The organism is Alloalcanivorax xenomutans, from assembly GCF_032810065.1.
Lineage (GTDB): Bacteria > Pseudomonadota > Gammaproteobacteria > Pseudomonadales > Alcanivoracaceae > Alloalcanivorax > Alloalcanivorax xenomutans.
Map to the genome: position 1 here is coordinate 38,671 of NZ_CP136538.1, position 19,423 is coordinate 58,093.

Genomic DNA, 19,423 nt, shown 5'->3' on the forward strand with positions numbered 1-19,423 from the left:
TCCTTCAGGCGCTGAGCTTTTCCGCCAGAGCGGTGGCGTTGCGCGCGCTGATTGCATAGATGCTTAATTGCGGATTGACCCCGAGACTGGTGGGAAACACCGAGCCATCAATGACGTAGAGATTGTCCAGATATTTGTAGCTGCCGTCGTGGTTTACCAGACAGTGTTTTTCGTCGTCGCCCATGGCGCACCCGCCCATCACATGAGCACTGCCCAGCGAGGTAATAAAAGGCGCGTATTCCAGGGTTTCGATGCCTTGCCGGGCCTCATCCCAGTTGCGGTAGTACGGAGCATGGGAATGACCGGGCCGCACTGCCTTGGCACCGGCGGCGAACTGCATTTCCACCTGGGTCAGATGGGATCGTTTCACCGCTTCCAGCAGATACCCATTCACCGGGTAGTCCAGAACGGGCTCGCCGTTGTCACGTAATTCCACCGAGCCGCCTTCGCTATTGTCATGGAAGCCGTCGCGGACCAGCGCGATGGAGGCCGCCAGATGCGGCAAACCGGTGATCTGCTGCCGTGCCTGTTCGCCGATGCCACCGATGAGCGCGCTGGCCAGCCCCGGATGCAGCGGCATCATCTCCAGCTTGTAGCCGCCGGGGCCGTCCACGCCGTATTTGAAGATGAACTCGTCGGAATACAAGGACTGGGGCGCGCCATAGTAGGGGGCCACTTCCTCTTGGTACCGACCAAAAGTGAAACTGGTGGGGTGCAGGAAGGTGCGTTTGCCTATCCGTTTTTCCGGATCCGGCGCCTCCGAGCGCAGCAGCAACGCCGGGCTCTGAATGCCGCCGCCGGAAACCACCACGGCCCGCGCTTTCAGGGTCAGGGTGGCGCCGGTGGGCTCCTTGGCCTGATTCAAAGGCCGCGCTTCCACCCCTACGACCTGATCGCCTTCCATCAGCAGTCGCTCGGCGCGGGTGCTGTAGAGCAAGGTGGCGCCTTTCTTCATTGCCGCCGGCAGTGTGGTGACCAGCATGGATTGCTTGGCGTCGGTGGGACAGCCCATGCCGCAATAGCCAATATTCCAGCAGCCGCTGACGTTGCGTGGAATGATGCCCCAGTGCCACCCCAGTTTCTCGCACCCTTTCTTGATCACGGCATTGTTGGCGTTTGGTGGCATGGCCCATTTGCTGATGTTAAGGCGCTGCTCCATTCGGTCGAACCAGGGGTTGAGCGCTTCCCGGTCCAGGTCGCTGACGCCGAAACGGTCACGCCAGTAATCCAGGGTCTGGCGTGGTGTGCGGAAACTGCTGGTCCAGTTGACCACGGTGGTGCCGCCCACGGTGCGGCCTTGCAGGATGGTCATGCCGGCGTCCTTGGTGGCACGCATTGCCCCCTCTTGATAGAGGTCGTGGTAGGCCTTGCCCTCATCAAGAATGAAATCGTTGGAGCTGCGCAACTGGCCGGCTTCCAGCAGAATGACCTTGAGGCCGTGCTCAGTGAGCACTTCCGCGCTGACACCGCCGCCGGCCCCGGTGCCGACAATGATTACATCGGCTTCCAGTGTGCGGTCTTCCGTGATGGTCTGGCCATTCAAGGCCTGCCAGCCTTCGGCGATACCGGTTTTCCAGAGATCCTTGATGCCGCTGATCGGCAAAGCGGATAAATCCTGCATGGCGATACCCTTACGCTTTTTGTTTTCAGGTGGGCTGGCGTGGTTCAACCGATGATCTTGTTCGGCGGGCCGGGATAACCGGTGGTGCGGGCGGCATCCGGTTTCACGTACCAGGCCATGTGAAACGGCTGGGTGAGGCCGCGGAAGGCGGCTCGCGGCAACTCGCTTTCACTGCGTGACCAGTGATCCAGGGTCGCGCTGAGCTGTTCTTCGGTTTGCTCGGCGAAATGTTTCCAGGTGCCGGTGAGATACCAGCGCCCTGGGGCCAGTTGCAGCAGATCGAGCAACTCGAATACCGCGCCACGGGTGCCGGGCATGCCGCCGTCAAGAAGGTCATCGAAAGCCAGCAGCGCCTGGTCGGCGGTGGCGTCCGCCGCGGCCAGGGCCGGGGCCAGCAGCACCCGGGCCAGCGGCCTGAGCAAGGTGACGTCCTGGGAACGCAGGTGTCGATAGCCATGGGCCGGTCCGTCGTTGCGGCTGCAGCCGGTCAGCAGGGCCAGGCTTGATCCCGCCGTCAGCATGACACTGGCGCCGGCGCTGAGTTTGAGAAAGTCGCGACGATCCATTCCCGGTTTCCATCCTGATTGTGTTGTTGTGCTTGTTATCACGACCGGACGGGCGTCACCGAAAAGTCACGCCCGCCGGGCCGGCTATTTGAGCAGATACTTATAGATGAAACGGTGCATGCCCCGGCCGTAGGGCGGCAGGATATGCTTGGTGCCGTTGAACTTGCCCTTGCGGTAGACCCCTTTGGCCTTGGAGAAGGTCAGGAAGCCTTCGTGGCCGTGGTAATGGCCCATCCCCGAGGGGCCGACACCGCCGAACGGCATGTCATCCACACCCACGTGACTGACGGTGTCGTTGAGGCAGACGCCGCCGGCGTGGGTATTGCGCAGCACGTATTGCGCATTGCCGCTGTTCCAGTCGAAGTAATACAACGCCAGCGGGCGGGGACGGTCATTGACGTAGTCCAGGGCCTGATCGAGCCCTTTATACGGAATCACCAACATCAAGGGGCCGAAGATTTCGTCCTGGGCGATTTTCATGTCGTCGGTGACATTCAGTACCAGAGTGTGCGGTAGCTTGCGGCTGTCGCCGAGATCCTCATTGGCGGGATTGATGCTGATGATACGGGCGCCTTTTTCTTCCGCGTCGCGCAGGTATCCCTGCAGACGCTGGTACTGACGATCGTTGATGATGCTGGTGTAGTCCGGGTTTTCCGCCATGGTCGGATACAGCTTGCCGATTTGCGCGCGCCACTGTTCGACGAATTCCTCCACCCGCTGTTCGGGGCAAAGAATATAATCCGGCGCCACACAGGTCTGGCCGCTGTTCAGGCATTTTCCAAAGGCGATACGCTCCACCGCTTCGTTCATCGGGAAATCCTCGCCGATGATGCAGGGGCTCTTGCCGCCCAGCTCCAACGTCACCGGTGTCAGATTTTCCGCCGCGGCGCGCAGGATATGGCGGCCCACGGAAGTGGAACCGGTGAACAGCAGATGATCGAACGGCAGCGCCGAGAACGCCGCCGCCACATCCACTTCGCCGTTGACCACCGCCACCTGATCCTCCGGAAAAGTATCCGCGATCAGACGCTGCAGCAGAGCCCCGGTGGCCGGGGTGGATTCGCTCATCTTGATCATCACCCGGTTGCCCGCCGCCAGCGCCGCCAGTAGCGGACCGATGGCCAGGTACACCGGATAGTTCCAGGGCACGATCACACCGACCACGCCCACCGGCTGATATTCCACCCAGGCCTTGCCCGGCCATTGCGGCGCGCCGACCTTACGACGGCTGGGTTTCATCCATTTGGCGACTTTCTTGGCGTGGTATTTGATGCCTTCGACGCTGGTGAGCAGCTCGGCCAGCTTGGTTTCATCGGCGGCGCGGTTGCCGAAATCCTGGCGCAGCGCTTCGATGATCTCATCCTGGTGATCCAGCAACATGGGTTTGAGGCGCAGGATGGCTTCCCGGCGTTCCTCCACGGAAGGGTAAGGCTGACGACGGAAAGCGGCCCGCTGGGCTTCGAACAAGGTGTTCATGCGCGTGATCCGCGCCTGATCGGTTTTGAGCTCCTTGATTTCGGCGACCATAATGCGCCTCCTGGATTGTTATTGGACTGATTGGGATTTTTAGAGTAATTACTCTAGAGGTCAACCCTCTGTTTCCCCTTTGACTGGATTGGCCCCGTATGACTGGCACCAAAACGCGCATTCTGGACACCGCCCTGGACTTGTTTAATCGCCATGGCGAGCGCAATGTCACCACCAACCACATCGCCGAAGCCCTCGGGATCAGTCCCGGCAACCTGTATTATCACTTCCGCAACAAGACGGCGATCGTGGCGGCGCTGTTCCAACGTTACCGCCAACAAATCTGGGAATGGCTGCCGCCGCCCAAGGGAGCGTTGACCTGGCAGGACAAGATGCACTACCTGCAGGGGATTCTGGAGTCGATGTGGCAGGGCCGGTTTCTACATCGGGATTTGCCGCATTTTCTCCACCAGGATCCGGAGTTGCGCGCCGAATACACGCAGTTCGTGCAAGATGGCATGGAGCGCGGGTTGCAGATTTATCAGGGATTGCGCGCCAGCGGTCTGATCGAGGCCAGCGATGAGGACCTGCGTGCCCTGATGGTGAATACCTGGGTATTGGCGATGTCGTGGCCGGGCCTGACCCACGGCCTCAACCCCGCCGCCGCTGAGAACGAGACTCTGGATCGGGCCCTGTTGCGTCAGGGTATTTATCAGATCGTGTGCCTGGAAGCGCCCTATCTGAGGGGGGAGGCTCTGGATCATCTGGATGCCATGAAGGCGGAATTCCGGGTTGGCGACACCACGGTGAACCTGTTGTTCACGGCATCCGGCCCCCACATCGGGGAGTCGTCGAACGGCTGAGCTTGGCAGATCGTGGGGTAATGGCTATCGTTATACGAGATAAAAATCACGTATAACGAGAAAACTTGCCGTCACGGAGTCCCATGAGCTCAGTCCGAACCCCCACCGCCAAGAAGGCCAAGCCCGTCACCAGCACCACTCTGGCCAAGGCGTCGCTGTTGCTGCGCACGGTCGCGCGCACTTTCCCCACCGGAGGGACTCTGTCACGCATTGCCCGTGAGGTGGGGATGAATACCGCCACCGCTCACCGGTTGCTGACCGCTCTGGCCCACGAAGGCTTGCTGACCTTTGACCCCTATGTGAAGACCTATCACGTGGGATTCGAATTGCTCGATATCGCCGAGTCGGCCCAGGCGGTGGCGCCGGATCTGCAACTGCGGCAGCGGCTGAGGCCAATGCTCAAGAACATCTCCCGGCGCACCGAGGAATCCACCTACCTGTCGATTCGTTCCAACCGGGATTCGGTGTGCATTGATCTTTCCGAAGGCACCTATCCGATCAGCGCCAACACTCTGATGGTCGGAGCCCGCCGACCGTTGGGGATCGGGGCCGGCTCCTGTTCGCTGCTGGCTTCCCTGCCGGTGGAGGAAGGTGACCGCATGCTGCTGCTCAATCAGGACCGCTATGAGCGCTACTCAGGCATCACCTTGTCGGAGGTACGCCAATGGCTGCTGGAATACCGGCGTGACGGCTTCGCTTTCAATAATGGCCGTATTATTCCGGAAGTGGCGGCCTTGGGAATGGCATTCCGGGTGCCTGGCTCCGGGCAGGACGTGGCGGTCAGTGTGGCGTCGGTGGTGTCCCGGATGAACGAAGAACGCCGACGCATGGTGATCGACGTGATCCGGGATGAAATCTCCCGTCTGCAGGAATGACGCTGAGGGCCAGATAAACAAATAAGTGCTTATTTGTTGTTGCATTGATGGCCACTTTTTGCTTTTTTTCTTGAAATGCGAGAAATTTTTATTTGGATTTGGGAAAATTTATTGACTCCAACCAGAGTGACCGACTAGTTTTCGCAAAGGGCCGATGCCGGAGTTCTTTCCGGCATGAGGATGGCCTCCCTGAGCCGGGCGGGATGCCCCTGAATCGTCACGAACGATTTTGACGCCGTCCACGACGGCGGTAAAAAAACAATCTCGGAGATGCTTATGACTTCATCGACTCGCCTGCGTCGATTTTTCGCCTCTATCATGATCGGTGGCGGTTTGGCTCTTACCGCTGGCGCCAGCGCCGCGGAACTGCCCAAATCCATGACCTGGTCCTCCTATGATGTGGGTTCCGCCGGCTACGCCGAAGCGTCCGCCATTGCCGATGCGTTCGGCAAGAAATTCGGTACCCGCATCCGTATCCAGCCTTCCGGTTCCTCCATTGGCCGTCTGCAACCGGTGCTGAGCAAGCGTGCCGACATTGGCTTCCTGGCCACGGAAACCTTCTTCGCCAGTGAAGGGATCCATGATTTCTCCACTCGCCGCTGGGGACCGCAGGATCTTCGCGTGGTGGCCGGACGTCCTTCCTCGTTCGGTATCTTCACCGCCGCGGACGCCGACATTCATACGCTCCAGGATCTCAAGGGCAAGCGCTTCGCCTACGTGGCGGGTAACCCGTCCATCAACGTCAAATGCGATGCTTTCCTGGCCTTCGCCGGCCTGACCCGGGATGACGTCGACGCGAAGATGTTCCCCACCTACGCCAACGCCATGAGTTCCCTGGCGCGCAACGAGGCCGACGCTTCCTGTACCACCACCACGCCCAGCCACGTGTACGAGCTGGAGCAATCCCCCCGTGGTATCCGTTGGCTGGAAGTGCCCGCCGACGACGAGGAAGGTTGGAAACGCCTGCGCGCGGTAGCGCCGTTCTTCCAGCCGTACACGGAAACCGTGGGCGCCGGCATCAGCGAGGAAAACCCGGTTGATATCCTGGCTTACCGTTACCCGGTGCTGGTGGTTCGTTCCGATACCGACGCGGATCTGGTCTATGCTTTCACCAAGGCGTTGGACGAGACCTATGACATGTACAAGGACGCCACGTCCGTGATGCCGCGCTGGGATCTGAAGCAGGCTGGTGTGCCGGCGGCGGACGCTCCCTTCCATGAAGGCGCCATCCGTTACCTGAAGGAAAAAGGCATCTGGACCGACGAGGCCCAGGCCTGGAATGACGCTCGCACCAAACGCCTGAATGTCTTGCGTGACGCCTGGAAGAAAGCCGTGGCCGAAGGCGATGGCAAGAGCGACGAAGAGTTCGCCGCGATCTGGGACCGTATCCGTACACAGGCACTCAATTCCCTCTGATCCCTCTCTGAAAGCCGGGGCGGAAAGGGAGCCCGCCCCGGGTTCCATCATGCTATTTCCGGAGTCCCTCCATGACGACGTCTGCGGATGCTTCCCAAGAGCACAGCCAGGAGGCCGGCGCTCCTTCCTCCCGTTTGCGCGGGCCGGCCTATTGGCTGGTCATGACCCTGGGTACCCTGGGTCTGTTGATGGCCATCAATCAAACCTTTGATCTGGAGCTGCTTGGCTTCAAGCCGTTGGGTAACGCTTATTTGTACTACCTGATCGGCCTGTTCCTGGCGGCGGCTTTCATTACCTTCCCGGCCTGGTCCGGTGCTCGTGAGCGGGTGTCCTGGTACGACTGGATCCTGGCGCTGGCGGCGTTGGTGTCCTGCGGCTATCTGGGGCACCACGGCCTGGTCATGATTCAGCAGGGCTGGGATTTCATGGCGCCCACCGAGGCCACCGTATTCTCCGGCATCCTGCTGGTACTGGTGCTGGAAGGCGTGCGTCGCTGCGGCGGCTGGCCGCTGTTGGCGGTGGCTTTGCTGTTTGGCAGCTTCCCCCTCTACGCGGACCACATGCCCGGTTTTCTCTGGGGTAACCAGTACGGTTTCGCCGAAACCATCCGTTCCCATGTGATCGGTGTGGAAAGCATCATCGGTATCCCGATGCAGGTGGTGGCGCAACTGGTGATTGGCTTTGTCGTGTTCGGCGCGGCGCTCACCGCCACCGGCGGTGGTGAATTCTTCATGCGCTTCGCCACTGCCTTGATGGGCCGCAGCCGGGGTGGTCCGGCCAAAGTGGCGGTGCTCTCCAGTGGCATTCTCGGTAGTTTGTCCGGCAGTGTTATTTCCAACATTCTCACCACCGGTCCGATCACCATTCCGACCATGAAGAAAACCGGCTACCCGGCTCACTATGCCGGTGCCGTGGAGGCCTGTGCTTCCACCGGCGGTACCCTGATGCCGCCGATCATGGGCGCGGTGGCGTTTATCATGGCGTCGTTTCTCGGTGTCCCCTACTCCGAAATCATGATCGCCGCTTTTCTGCCGGCCCTGCTGTTCTATCTGGCATTGATTTTCCAGGTGGATAACTACGCCGCCAGACGTGGTCTCAAAGGCATGCCAGAGTCCGAGATTCCGGACCTCAAGGAAACGCTCAAGGACGGCTGGCCGTACCTGTTCAGCCTGGTGGCCCTGATCTACATGTTGCTGGTGATGCGGCTGGAGGCCTACGCGCCCTACTATGCCGCTCTGGTACTGGTCGGTATTTCCATGTTCAAACGCAACCACCGCATGAACTGGACCCGGGCAAAGACAATGATCCAGGATCTGACGCTGAGCGTTTCCAACCTGGTGGCGATTCTGGCTGGTATTGGCCTGGTGGTCGGTGGTCTTTCCTACACCGGCGTGGCGGGCGCTTTCTCGCGCGAACTGCTGCTGTACGCTGATGGCAGTGTGCCTTTGATGCTGGCGGCGGGTGCCGTTACCAGCTTCGTGCTTGGCATGGGAATGACGGTCAGCGCTTGCTATATCTTCCTGTCCATTTTGCTGGCGCCGGCGCTGGTCAATGCGGGCCTCAATCCGCTGGCCAGTCATCTGTTCATTCTGTACTGGGGCATGATGTCCTATGTCACCCCGCCGGTGGCTCTGGCCGCCATCACCGCGGCGGGCGTGGCCGATGCCAACGCTACCAAAACCGGTATATACGCCATGCGTCTGGGGGCGATTCTGTTCGTCCTGCCGTTCCTGTTCGTGCTCAACCCGTCCCTGATCCTGCAGGGCGAGTGGAGCAAAATCCTGCTGTCCACCATCACCGCCATCACCGCGATCTGGCTGCTGGCCTCGGCCATGGAGGGGTATCTCTATCGCGCCGGCCTGTTGTCGATGATTCAGCGAGTGGTGCTGATCGTGGCCGGTGCACTGCTGATTTACCCGGAACCCATCAGCGACGTGGTCGGGTTCGGGTTGCTGGCGCTGGTGTACCTGAGCCGTCGATTGTTCAAACCGGTGGCGGCGGTGTCCTCGCGTGAATCGTAAAGGTGAAAGAACGTGATCAATAAAGTTTGGGATTCCTTCGAGTCGGCGGTGGCCGACGTCAAGGACGGTGATTCGGTGATGATCGGCGGCTTCGGCAGCTCCGGTTTTCCCCTGCAGCTGATCGAGGCCTTGCGCCAACACGGCGCCCGGGACCTGACCGTGATTTCCAATAACGCCGGGGTGGGCGATGAGGGCATCGCTTCCCTGCTGAAAGATCGTCTGGTGCGCAAGATCGTTTGTTCGTTTCCGCGCTCCGCCGGTTCGGTGTGGTTCGAGCGTCTCTATGAAGAAGGCGCCATCGAGCTGGAGCTGGTGCCCCAGGGCACTCTGGCGGAACGGATCCGCGCCGCCGGCGCCGGCATTGGCGGTTTCTATACGCCCACCGGTTATGGCACCCGGCTGGCCGAAGGCAAGGAAACCAAGGTGATCAACGGGCGCGGTTATGTGTTGGAAACCGCTCTGCCCGCTGACGTGGCCCTGATCAAGGCGCAACGGGCGGATGCCTGGGGCAACCTGATTTATAACACCGCCGGCCGCAACTTCAATCCGCCCATGGCCACCGCCGCCGCGTTGACCGTGGCGGAAGTGGAGCGGGTGGACGCAGTGGGCGATCTCGACCCGGAATGCATCGTGACCCCGGGTATCTTCGTGGATCGGGTAGTGGCACAGAAGGAGTGGCGGAATGATGCGGCTTAAACCGGCGGAGATCGCCGAGCGGGTGGCCCAGGATATTCCCGATGGCGCCTATGTGAATCTGGGCATTGGCATGCCCACCATGGTGGCGAACTACGTCAGCGACGACCGGCAGGTGATCTACCAGAGCGAGAACGGCATCCTCGGTGTTGGCCCGGCTCCGGCCCCGGGCGAGGAAGATCCGGATTTGATCAACGCCGGCAAACAGTTCGTCACGCTGCTGCCCGGCGGCGCCTATTTCGACAATGCTGAATCCTTCGCCATGATGCGTGGCGGTCACTTGGATCTGGCGGTACTGGGCGCGTTCCAGGTGTCGGAAAAAGGCGATCTGGCCAATTGGGCCACCAATAACGACACCTACCCGCCGGCGGTGGGTGGTGCCATGGATCTTGCGGTGGGCGCGAAGCAGGTGTTCGTGATCATGAGCCACACCACCAAGAGCGGTGAGCCGAAGATCCTGGAAAGCTGTAACTATCCGCTGACCGGCGCCGCCGTGGTGAAACGCATCTACACCGATCTGGCGGTGCTGGACGTGACCGACCAAGGGCTGCGGGTACGTCAATTGCACGGTGATAACACCTTCGATGAGGTGCAGGCGCTGACCGGCGCGACGCTGTTGCCGGCGCTGAGCTGACGTGTCGACGGCGGCACGGCTTCGCTGGCGGTCGGGGTTGACCTACGCGGCCCTGGTCGCAGGTTTGCTGCCGGCCTGGCCGGCTGTGAATCTGGCGGGCACCGCCGCCGCGCTGGTGGCGGTGACCCTGGCCTGGGGTGAGCTGCGGATGGTGGCGCGGGGTCTGTTGACGCTGGTGCTGCTGTCATTGCTGGCGGCGCTGTTGGTGGCGCCGCACTCCTTGGTGCTGGCCGCCACCGCCATGATTCGCCTGACCGCCCTGATCGTTATCATGATGCTGTTGGCGGCGGTACTGGGCCGCTCGCCGGATCTGAAGCGGATTTCCGCCGGCCTGTTCAGCGGCCGGCCCCTGCCCCGCTATTACAGCATCACTTTTGGCACGGCCTTCCTTTCCGTGCCGCTCAACTTCGGTTCGGTGGGGCTGATCGGCTCGATGGTCGACCAACAGGTGCGGAGCCATGGCGATTCGGCCATGGCGCGCAACGCCGCCCGCGGTGTGCTGCGTGGCTATGGTGCCTCGCCAATGTTCTCCCCGCTGTCGATCTCCGTGGTCACCACCCTGACCTACCTCGTGGGCCTGCATTCCTGGGAGTTGCTGGCGATCAGCGTGCCGCTGGCGATGGTCTATCTGGCCAGCGGCGCTTTGTTCCGGGAGGCGGAAAAACCGGTCGGCGGCGACGACCGTAAAGACAGTATGCTGATGCCTTGGCTGCGCTTCGGCGCGGTGGTCACCGCGATCTGGATGGTGACGCTGCTGTTCAACGGTCTGCTGGATTTGCGTTACTCGAAAGCGGTCACTCTGAGCTGCCTGATCGCGGTCATCCTGCTGATGGTGCGCGAGCGCTGGCGCGGGGAACGGGTATCGCTGCCGACCATGGCGCCGCTGGCCAACGAAGTGGTGATCATGGGCGGCTCATCGTTTCTGGGCGCGCTGATCAGTTTGCTGGTGCTGCATTCTCTGGGGGAGGCGTTCTCGCTACCGGACTGGGGCTACCCTCTGGTGGCCTTCGTGGTGCCGTTTCTGTTCTTTGGTGGCGGCCAGCTCGGACTCAACCCGATCATAATGGGTACTTTGGCCGGCGGCGTGATGGGGCCGGTATGGCCGCCGGAAGCGTATGTCGGTCTGGGGCTGGCGATTGTCAGTGGCTGGGCCCAGTGCGCCACGGGGACACCCTATTCCGCCAATTCGCTATTGATGGAACGGCTCACCGGCTACGACGCCCGGGTCGCCGCGTTCCGCTGGAACCTGGGGTTGTCCGCCTGCTGGCTGGTCTTGAGCGGCGGGCTGGCCGCTTTGCTTACCGTGGTGCTGATGCCGTGAGGTCATCTCTTCGCCGTTAATGGCGTTCAGCCGGCAGCGGCCGATACGCTTTGATGATCAGATGAAAACGCGCGGACGAACACCTCGGCCCGTTGCTCCAGCCAATAATGAGGGCGCCGGATCGAACCTTGAACAAACCCCACATGGCCGCCGTGTTCGGCCACTTCCAACGTCACCGCGTCACTGAGATCCTGTTGCCGGGGCAGGCTGGCCTCGGTCATGAAGGGATCGTCCCGGGCCTGGAGTAACCAGGTGGGAGTGTCAATGGCGCCGAGGCGTGTCCCGGCGGAGCACTGAGCGTAGTAGTCGGCGGCATCGCGAAAGCCGTACAAAGGCGCGACGATCCGCCCGTCAAAGTCCCAGAAAGAGCGGATGCCGGTGCGGTCGAGGCCCGCCAGGATCGCCGCTTGCTCGGGGTTTACCTTGTGCAGATGCCGTTCCTGGGCATCCAGGGTAGCGAGCAGGGCTTTGATCAGATGATTGCGATAGATGCGCGAGAAGCCCTGATCCATGTGGTCGGCACTGTTCGCCAGTTGCAACGGCGCGCAGATCGCCAGGGCGCCGGCCAGCTTGCCGGAATCCGCCAGGGCCAGCCAGTTGAGCAGGCGTGAGGCTCCCAGGGAAACGCCGAGCGCCAGTACCGGTGCCCCCTTGGCGCGTGCATGGACGTGCTCGATCACGGCGTTGAGATCATCGATCTCCCCGGCGTGGTAAGACCTGGCGGTGTCATTGGGAACCAGGGCGCCACGGCCATTGGCCGCCACTGAAGGCAGGCCGAGAGCGAGCAGACGCCGTTGGATACCGATGATGTAGTGCGAATCACTGGAACCGGACAGGCCGTGCTGGAGCAGTAAGACCGGAAGCTGGCCGTCCGGTGCCGGTCCGCACCAGTCCAGCAGCAGATAATCGCCATCCGCCAGCGGCAGCGTCTCCCGCCGCCGTGCCGGTGCTCCGGTACGGCGCAACAGCGGCCCCCACAGAGTTTGCAGATGAGGGGAACGGGCCCACCAGGGGGCCCGAAAAGCGGCGGAAGTCATGCTCAGGGCTGGGTTCTGTCGATGGTCTTCAGTACTTTTTGCAGACCGGCGACGGTGCCGCCGACATCGCTCAGATTGGACGGCAGCAGCAGTGTGGTGGACTCCTTCGCCAGTTTCTCGAAGGCGCTCACGTACTGTTCGGCGATGCGCAGGCTGACGGCTTCCTCGCCACCGTCTTCCTTCACCGCCGTGGCCACCTCACGCAAACCGGTGGCGGTGGCCTGGGCGATCAGTTCGATCTGCCGGGCGCGACCTTCCGCCTCGTTGATTTGCTTCATCTTTTCACCTTCGGAGATGTTGATCATCTCCTGCTTCTCACCCTCGGAGCGGTTGATCGCCGCCTGGCGGTCACCCTCGGAACGGTTGATCGCGGCCTGACGATCCCCTTCGGACTCCGCCACCACCGCACGGCGTTCCCGCTCGGCGCGGACCTGTTTCTCCATGGCGTCCTTGATCGAGGCCGGCAGATTGATGTCCGCCACCTCGTAACGCAGAACCTTCACGCCCCAGGGCTGGGCCGCTTCGTCCACCGCCTGGACCACTTCCATATTGATTTCGGAGCGTTCCTCGAAGGTCTTGTCCAGGTCGATCTTACCGATCACCGAACGCAGCGTGGTTTGCGCCAGCTGCTGGGCAGCCATGACATAGTCGTCCACGCCGTAACTGGCGGATTTGGGATCGACCACCTGCAGGTACATGACGCCATCGATGGAGACTTCGATGTTGTCCTTGGTGATACAGCTCTGGCGTGGCACGTCGCGCACGATTTCCTTCAGGGAATGTTTGTAGGCCACTTTATCGATGAACGGCATGAGAATATGCATGCCTGCTTCCAGAGAGGTGCGGTACTTGCCGAGCCGTTCCACCACGTAGACGTTCCGTTGCGGAACGATACGAATGGTCATTCCCAGCAGCACGATGACGCCGAGGGCGATCAGTGCGGAAATAATCAATCCTTGCATAATGTAATCCTTACGGTTGCTTGTCGGTTGAAGTGCTGGACCAGGGCTCGACCGTGAGCCAGAGGCCATCATGTTTGGTGATTCGCACCATTTCCCCGGCTTTCAAGGCCACTGGCGATTGCGCTTGCCAGCGGGCACCGCGGTACCGTACCGCGCCGATACCGTCCACGAAATCCTGCTCCACGGTAGCGCGGGAGCCGATCAGGCCAGCGCTGTCCTCGATGGATTTGGACTGGGCCTCGCGTCCGAACAGCCAGGCGCGCAAATAGCGCCGCGCCCCCACCAGCAACAGCAGGCTGATGACGGCGAAGGTGGTGATCTCCCAGGTCAGGTCATTGAGAACACCGAAAAACACCAGGATGCCGACGATTACCGCCGCCAGACCGAGAAAAATGGTCAGCAGCCCGGAGATCAAAAACTCCGCGATGATCAGAATCAACCCGAGAATGATCCAGTAACTGTATTCCGGCATAGGTTTCAATCCCTTGTAATCGGTGTGCTTTTGGCGGCGAAATGACGCCCCTGACAAGTGCCCTATGGTAGCCTAGGCGCACCGCAAAAACCGCCCTCGTTTTAACGGATCCGCCGATGCCCTCAATGCGCCGATTCTTCGATGATCAGGACTTTCACCTCGACCGGCCCTGCCAGCTGGGCGCCAGCCCCAGCCAGCATATCGCCCGGGTGTTGCGCATGAGCAAGGGAGAGGAGGTGGTGCTGTTCAACGGTCGGGGAGGCGAATGGCGGGCCCGCCTCGTCGCGGTGGACAAGAAAACCGTGGAGGTGTTGCCCCTGGCCCACGATCCGGTGGAACGCACGCCACCGCTGGCGGTGACCCTGGGGTTGCCGATGATCAAAGGCGAGCGCATGGATTACGCCATCCAGAAAGCCACCGAGTTGGGCGTTGCCCGTATCCAGATTCTGGATACCGCCCGTTGCGAAGTCCGCCTGAAAGGCGAACGTCAGGAGAAAAAGCGTGAGCATTGGCGGCAGGTGGCGATCAGCGCCTGCGAGCAGTGCGGCCTTAACCGGCCGCCCGAGATTCTCACCGCGATGCCCTTGAACAGCTGGCTGGCCGGACCGCTGCCCGGGCTTAAACTGATTGCTCATCCGGGCAGTGAGCCTTTTTCCCGCCACCGCCTGACCGCGCAGAGCGAGCTGACCTTGCTCACCGGCCCGGAAGGCGGGTTCGATGACGACGAACTCGAAAGTGCTTTCGACGCCGGCTTTTCCGCCTTTGCCCTCGGCAGCCGGGTATTACGCGCGGAAACCGCGCCGGTGGCGCTGTTGGCCGCCTTGTGGGCCTGGTTATCCTGACCACCCCGGCTCCCCCCGCTCGAAGTTAGTGCGCCGCCCCTCCCATTTTTGTGCGCTCTTCCATAGGTGGTGTACCTCATGATCAGTGTGCTCGTACTTTGCAGTACGTGAGCATCCACTATTTCCGCATTCTCGCGGGTATTTCCGTGAACATTGGAAAATCTGGCACGGCTCTTGATTCCTGGACAGGCAACGCGACAGGAGTTTGCCCGGGGCCGGTTGCAGGCCCCGGGCCTTTTTATTCAGGGATATGTGTTGAACCGTACAGAGGGAAATGGGGACGCCATGATCAAAACCAGATTGTTCGCGGTTACCGCCTTATCGCTTGCCGTACTCGCCGGCTGTGGCGGCTCCTCCAGCAGTGATTCCGCTCCGCCGGTAGTGGAGCCGGTACCGTTTTCCTATGTTGAAGCCACGGTAAGCAGTCTGCACACCTCGTTGGAGACTGGCGGTGTTACCTGTGAAGAAGTCATCCAGGGCTATATCGATCGTATCCATGCTTATGACGACGACGGTACCGAAACCGAGTTGCGCAGTGTCGTCAACATTAACCCGGATGCGTTGTTCGAAGCCCGGGAAAAAGATCTGAACTTCGAGGTAACCGGCATCGATGGCCCTCTCTATTGTGTGCCGGTGCTGCCGAAGGACAACTTCAACACCAAACAGATGCCGACCACCGGTGGCGCGATTGCATTCCAGTACAACCGGCCTCTGGAGGATGCCTACACCATCCGCCGTCTGCGCGAAGCCGGCGCCATCATCATTGGCAAGGCCAACATGGATGAATTCGTCTTCGGCTTCACTGGAGCCAGTTCCCTGCGTGGTCTGGTGAAGAACGCCTACGACCAGAGCAAAGGCGCGGGGGGGTCTTCCAGCGGTACCGGCACCGCCATTGCCGCCAGCCTGGCCATGGTGGGGACCGGCAGCGACACCGGTGGTTCCATCCGGGTGCCTTCCAGTCTGGGTGGTTTGGTCGGGATACGGCCTTCGCTGAAGCTGGTGAGCCAGGACGGCATCATGCCGCTGGCGTCCTGGCAGGATACCGGCGGTCCCATGTGCCGTACCGTGGAAGACTGTGCGCTGATGATGGATGCCATGGTCGGTTTCGATGATTCCCCCCATGCCAACCAGCGCACCAGTTTTGAAATCGACGCGCCGGCGATGAGCAGCGAGGCCGAGTACAAGACCCTTACCGGAGTGCCGGACACCTACACGGATTATCTGGATGCCGATGGTCTCAATGGCGCCCGTATCGGTGTGGTGCGCGAGCTGTTCGGCGACAATGAAACCGTCAACGCGGTAATGGAAGACGCGCTGGCCGCCATGGAAGCCGCCGGCGCCACGGTGGAAGATGTTACCGTCGATGATCTGAGCACCATCCTTGGCGACTACTCTTCCATGTCCAGCTATGAGTTCCAGCATGATCTGGTCGCTTACCTGAACAGCTGGGTCAACGTCATGGACGGTCACATCCAGACCTACCAGGGGCTCCTGGACAGCGGCGGCTACCTGCCCAACTACCAGAGCAGCCTGGAATATCGCGGCACCATCGATCTGGACAACCTCACACCGGAACAGCAGGAGGTGTACAGCAAGAATACAGTGGAACGCCCGGTGTTCGTGCGCGAGCGGCTGATGCGGGCGCTGGATAACGTGGATGCCGCCGGCAACAGCCTGGGCCAGCCTTACGATGTGCTGTTATACCCGACCATGACCGGTCTGGCCGGTGATCTCGGGGGCAGCCCCAGCGCTGGCAGCAACAACCGGTTGAGCCCGTTCTCCCAGTTCCCGGCGCTGACGCTGCCCGCCGGCATGGCCACCAATCTGGATCCGGCACAACCCATTGGCATGGAGATGCTGGGGCGGGAATACGCCGAGCCGACCCTGATCAAAATCGCCTACGGTTACCAGGAGCAGGTACACCCCCGCCAACCGCCGACGTTCACGCCAGAGCTTTGACGATGACTTTTCCCGGGGTTTCCGGGACAGGGGCACCTTCGGGTGCCCTTTTTTATGATCCTCGCGGTTGCTTCCCGTGGCGGCCGGCAGGCTCGTGTTGTGATGATTTCTTGCCATACAATATATAAAAATATAAATTAAACAAAATGAAAGTGAGAGGCACCATGAAGCACCCCGTTCCCGACCTGGATATGGATCAGTTGCGCGACAATGCCGCCGCGGCGGGACGCCTGTTGAAGGCGCTGGCCAATCCGGACCGTTTGTTGCTGCTTTGCCAGCTTTGCCAGGGTGAGCGCAATGTGGGTGAGCTGGAAGGAGCCGTGGGGGTACCGCAGCCCACTCTGTCCCAGCAGCTCGGCGTGTTACGGCGGGAGGGGCTGGTGGCGACCCGGCGTGAGGGCAAGCAGATTTACTACCGCATCGCCAGCGACGAAGCGCTGGCGGTGATCGAAACCTTGTATCGATTGTTTTGCGAGGAGGCTCGTCGATGAACGTGGAGTGGAGCCTGTTCACCCCCTGGAGTGCTCTGGCCGGAGGTGTGTTGATCGGTCTGGCCGCGTCTTTGCTGATTCTGGCCAACGGCCGCATTGCCGGTATCAGCGGGTTGCTCGGTGGGTTGCTGGACGGATTGTTTGGCGGGTCGGCGCGGTCCGGCCAGGAAGGGCGTGGTGAAGCGGCGCTGTTTTTACTCGGGTTGCTGGCCGCGCCGCTGCTCTGGAGCCTGTTCGCGGCGGTACCGGAAAGCCATTTCAGCGGCTCGCCGGCGATGCTGATCGTGGCGGGGCTGCTGGTGGGCCTGGGAACCCGCTACGGCTCCGGTTGTACCAGCGGTCATGGTGTCTGCGGCCTGTCCCGGCTGTCACCGCGTTCCCTGGTGGCCACGTTGTGCTTCATGGGGGCGGGTTTCGTCACCGTCTATGTCGTCCGCCATCTGTTGGGAGTCGCGGTATGAACAAGCTGACGGCGCTACTTGCGGGCCTGCTGTTCGGTGTCGGGCTGATTCTGTCCGGTATGACCGATCCGGCCAAGGTGCTGGGCTTTCTTGACCTGACCGGTGCCTGGGATCCTTCCCTGGCGCTGGTGATGGTAGGTGCCATCGCCGCGGCCATGGCGCCGATGGCCCTGGCCCGCCGCCGCTCCCGGGCCTGGCTGGGCGGTGCCATGCGGCTGCCCACGCGGCGCGACCTTGACCGCCGCCTGGTGGGCGGCAGTTTGCTGTTCGGCGTCGGCTGGGGATTGGCGGGTATTTGCCCCGGTCCGGCTCTGACGCTGCTGCCTCTGGGTTATTGGCAGGGCATTGTGTTCGTGGCGGCGATGGTCGCCGGCATGTTGCTGTTTCGTGTTCTGCAATCACGAGGCGGAGGTTGACGTCTCCGCCGGTGTCAGCCAAGCCAGCAGACAGGCCACGGCCGCCAGACCCAGACCGAGCCCGACCACGCCGTTCCACTGGTAATGCTGGTAGACCCACGCGGAGGCCAGCGAGCCTCCGGCGCCGCCAAGAAAGTACACGAACATGTAGCCGGAATTGAGGCGATTGCGGGCCGACTCATCCAGCGCGTAGATCACGTTCATGTTGCTGATGTGCACCGCCTGGATCGCCAGATCCAATATCACGATGCCGATGATCAGCGCGATCAGGCTCACTTCACTGAAGCCCATCACCACCCAGGACAACGCCAGCATCAACACGCCGCCCAAGGTGGTCCAGCGGGCGTAGCCCCGGTCGGCCAGGCTGCCCGCCTTGCGCGCGGACAAGGCGCCCACCGCCCCGGCCAGCCCGAACAGGCCGATGGTGGCGTCGGAGAAGTGCCAGGGTTCGGAGGAAAGCAAAAACGCCGCCGAGGTCCAGAACACGCTGAACATGGCGAAGGTCAGGAAGCCCAAAGCGGAACGGGCCCGATACAGGCGATAACGGGCGAACAACTGGCCAATGGACAGCAGTAAACGGCCATAGGAAAGCCCCGCCGATTGCCGGTGGGTGGGCAGCAGCCGCCACAGCGCCAGGGCGTTTAGGAACATCAGCGCCGAAGCTACCCAGTAGACGGTGCGCCAATCGCCGACGGTGGACAAGGCGCCGGCCACGGTCCGGGCCAGCAGAATCCCCAGCAACAGACCGCTCATCACCGTGCCCACCACTTTGCCGCGCACCGCCGGCGCCGCGAGAGTGGCGGCAAAGGGCACCAGCACCTGGGCCACCACGGTGAAAGCGCCGGTAATGGCGGTGCCCACCAGCAGCATGGTCAGCGTGGAGGCATTGGCACTGATCAGCAGGCCGCCGGCGGCCAGCGTGATCATGGTGACGATCAGCCGCCGCCGCTCGAACATGTCGCCAAGAGGCACCAGCAGCAGCAATCCGGCCGCGTAGCCCGCCTGGGCGGCGGTGACGATGATGCCGGCGCGGGAATAGGACAACGACAACTCATCGGCGATAGTGTGCAGCAACGGCTGGGCATAGTAGTTGCTGGCCACCGCCAACCCGGTGGTGACGGTCATCAGCATAAGCAGCATGGGATTGAGCCCGGGTGCCGTATCGTGCTGGCGGTCTGTGTTCATGGCCTCTCCTGGCGGTTCTCCCTGATGGGCTGGGTATCGATCGTCGGCTGAGCGGCGCAGTGTCGGCCAATCGCCGTCATGTGACAAATGCATTAATATCATTCCAGCTATCTATAAAAGA

Annotated in this window: 19 protein-coding genes; 12 read left to right on the top strand and 7 right to left on the bottom strand. The window is 61.6% G+C overall.

Translation table 11 applies throughout. The features are described from left to right. Positions 1-4 precede the first annotated feature (4 nt). From RYH70_RS00190 to RYH70_RS00200, 3 genes are all read right to left on the bottom strand, one after another. Entirely contained in the window at positions 5-1,621 is a 1,617-nt protein-coding gene (locus RYH70_RS00190; protein WP_317009607.1) for a GMC family oxidoreductase, read from the bottom strand. A gap of 44 nt (positions 1,622-1,665) precedes the next feature. Continuing rightward, positions 1,666-2,187 carry a twin-arginine translocation signal domain-containing protein gene (locus RYH70_RS00195; RefSeq protein WP_022997431.1) on the bottom strand — a complete coding sequence of 174 codons (522 nt, stop codon included), beginning with the start codon at positions 2,185-2,187 and terminating at the stop codon, positions 1,666-1,668. Between the two features lie 84 nt (positions 2,188-2,271). Continuing rightward, the gene (locus RYH70_RS00200; protein WP_022997432.1) at positions 2,272-3,714 is read right to left on the bottom strand and encodes a coniferyl aldehyde dehydrogenase; all 1,443 of its coding nucleotides are present in this window, start codon (positions 3,712-3,714) and stop codon (positions 2,272-2,274) included. Positions 3,715-3,812: 98 nt separating this feature from the next. Here RYH70_RS00200 and RYH70_RS00205 point away from each other — a divergent pair, with 98 nt between their 5' ends. From RYH70_RS00205 to RYH70_RS00235, 7 genes are all read left to right on the top strand, one after another. Continuing rightward, a complete protein-coding gene (locus tag RYH70_RS00205; RefSeq protein WP_022997433.1) occupies positions 3,813-4,517 on the top strand; it encodes a TetR/AcrR family transcriptional regulator in 705 nt (234 codons plus the stop codon). Between the two features lie 83 nt (positions 4,518-4,600). Further along, entirely contained in the window at positions 4,601-5,392 is a 792-nt protein-coding gene (locus tag RYH70_RS00210; RefSeq protein WP_026948818.1) for an IclR family transcriptional regulator, read from the top strand. A 276-nt stretch (positions 5,393-5,668) separates the two neighbouring features. Next, positions 5,669-6,808, top strand: coding sequence for a TAXI family TRAP transporter solute-binding subunit (locus tag RYH70_RS00215; RefSeq protein ID WP_022997435.1), 1,140 nt, complete (start codon positions 5,669-5,671; stop codon positions 6,806-6,808). 71 nt (positions 6,809-6,879) lie between these two features. Further along, positions 6,880-8,829, top strand: a complete 1,950-nt coding sequence (locus RYH70_RS00220; protein WP_022997436.1) for a TRAP transporter permease — start codon at positions 6,880-6,882, stop codon at positions 8,827-8,829. 12 nt (positions 8,830-8,841) lie between these two features. Then, positions 8,842-9,525 carry a 3-oxoacid CoA-transferase subunit A gene (locus tag RYH70_RS00225; RefSeq protein WP_022997437.1) on the top strand — a complete coding sequence of 228 codons (684 nt, stop codon included), beginning with the start codon at positions 8,842-8,844 and terminating at the stop codon, positions 9,523-9,525. Next, positions 9,512-10,156 (top strand): 3-oxoacid CoA-transferase subunit B, encoded by a 645-nt coding sequence (locus RYH70_RS00230; RefSeq protein WP_022997438.1) that lies wholly within the window; start codon positions 9,512-9,514, stop codon positions 10,154-10,156. Before RYH70_RS00225 ends, RYH70_RS00230 begins: the two co-directional genes overlap by 14 nt. Positions 10,157-10,193: 37 nt before the next feature. After that, complete coding sequence (locus RYH70_RS00235; protein ID WP_317009608.1) at positions 10,194-11,477, top strand: hypothetical protein; 1,284 nt, start codon at positions 10,194-10,196, stop codon at positions 11,475-11,477. 26 nt (positions 11,478-11,503) lie between these two features. On the opposite strand, the gene RYH70_RS00240 is transcribed toward RYH70_RS00235, so the two are convergent. The 3 genes from RYH70_RS00240 to RYH70_RS00250 are packed head-to-tail and all read right to left on the bottom strand — an operon-like array spanning position 11,504 to position 13,948. After that, positions 11,504-12,514, bottom strand: a complete 1,011-nt coding sequence (locus RYH70_RS00240) for a YheT family hydrolase (RefSeq protein ID WP_022997440.1) — start codon at positions 12,512-12,514, stop codon at positions 11,504-11,506. Positions 12,515-12,516: 2 nt separating this feature from the next. Further along, positions 12,517-13,476, bottom strand: coding sequence for an SPFH domain-containing protein (locus tag RYH70_RS00245; RefSeq protein ID WP_022997441.1), 960 nt, complete (start codon positions 13,474-13,476; stop codon positions 12,517-12,519). Between the two features lie 10 nt (positions 13,477-13,486). Then, positions 13,487-13,948, bottom strand: a complete 462-nt coding sequence (locus tag RYH70_RS00250) for an NfeD family protein (RefSeq protein ID WP_022997442.1) — start codon at positions 13,946-13,948, stop codon at positions 13,487-13,489. 116 nt (positions 13,949-14,064) lie between these two features. Here RYH70_RS00250 and RYH70_RS00255 point away from each other — a divergent pair, with 116 nt between their 5' ends. The 5 genes from RYH70_RS00255 to RYH70_RS00275 all read left to right on the top strand — a co-directional run bounded on the left by RYH70_RS00255 (position 14,065) and on the right by RYH70_RS00275 (position 18,117). Further along, the gene (locus tag RYH70_RS00255) at positions 14,065-14,790 is read left to right on the top strand and encodes a 16S rRNA (uracil(1498)-N(3))-methyltransferase (RefSeq protein WP_022997443.1); all 726 of its coding nucleotides are present in this window, start codon (positions 14,065-14,067) and stop codon (positions 14,788-14,790) included. A gap of 285 nt (positions 14,791-15,075) precedes the next feature. Next, positions 15,076-16,749, top strand: coding sequence for an amidase family protein (locus RYH70_RS00260; RefSeq protein ID WP_317009609.1), 1,674 nt, complete (start codon positions 15,076-15,078; stop codon positions 16,747-16,749). Between the two features lie 164 nt (positions 16,750-16,913). After that, positions 16,914-17,240 carry an ArsR/SmtB family transcription factor gene (locus RYH70_RS00265; protein WP_022997445.1) on the top strand — a complete coding sequence of 109 codons (327 nt, stop codon included), beginning with the start codon at positions 16,914-16,916 and terminating at the stop codon, positions 17,238-17,240. Beyond that, positions 17,237-17,701: a YeeE/YedE family protein gene (locus RYH70_RS00270; protein WP_022997446.1), complete on the top strand. Its 465-nt coding sequence runs from the start codon at positions 17,237-17,239 to the stop codon at positions 17,699-17,701. Before RYH70_RS00265 ends, RYH70_RS00270 begins: the two co-directional genes overlap by 4 nt. Then, positions 17,698-18,117 (top strand): DUF6691 family protein, encoded by a 420-nt coding sequence (locus RYH70_RS00275; RefSeq protein WP_022997447.1) that lies wholly within the window; start codon positions 17,698-17,700, stop codon positions 18,115-18,117. Before RYH70_RS00270 ends, RYH70_RS00275 begins: the two co-directional genes overlap by 4 nt. On the opposite strand, the gene RYH70_RS00280 is transcribed toward RYH70_RS00275, so the two are convergent. Next, complete coding sequence (locus RYH70_RS00280; protein ID WP_026948822.1) at positions 18,100-19,302, bottom strand: MFS transporter; 1,203 nt, start codon at positions 19,300-19,302, stop codon at positions 18,100-18,102. The genes RYH70_RS00275 and RYH70_RS00280 overlap by 18 nt on opposite strands. Positions 19,303-19,423 lie beyond the last annotated feature (121 nt).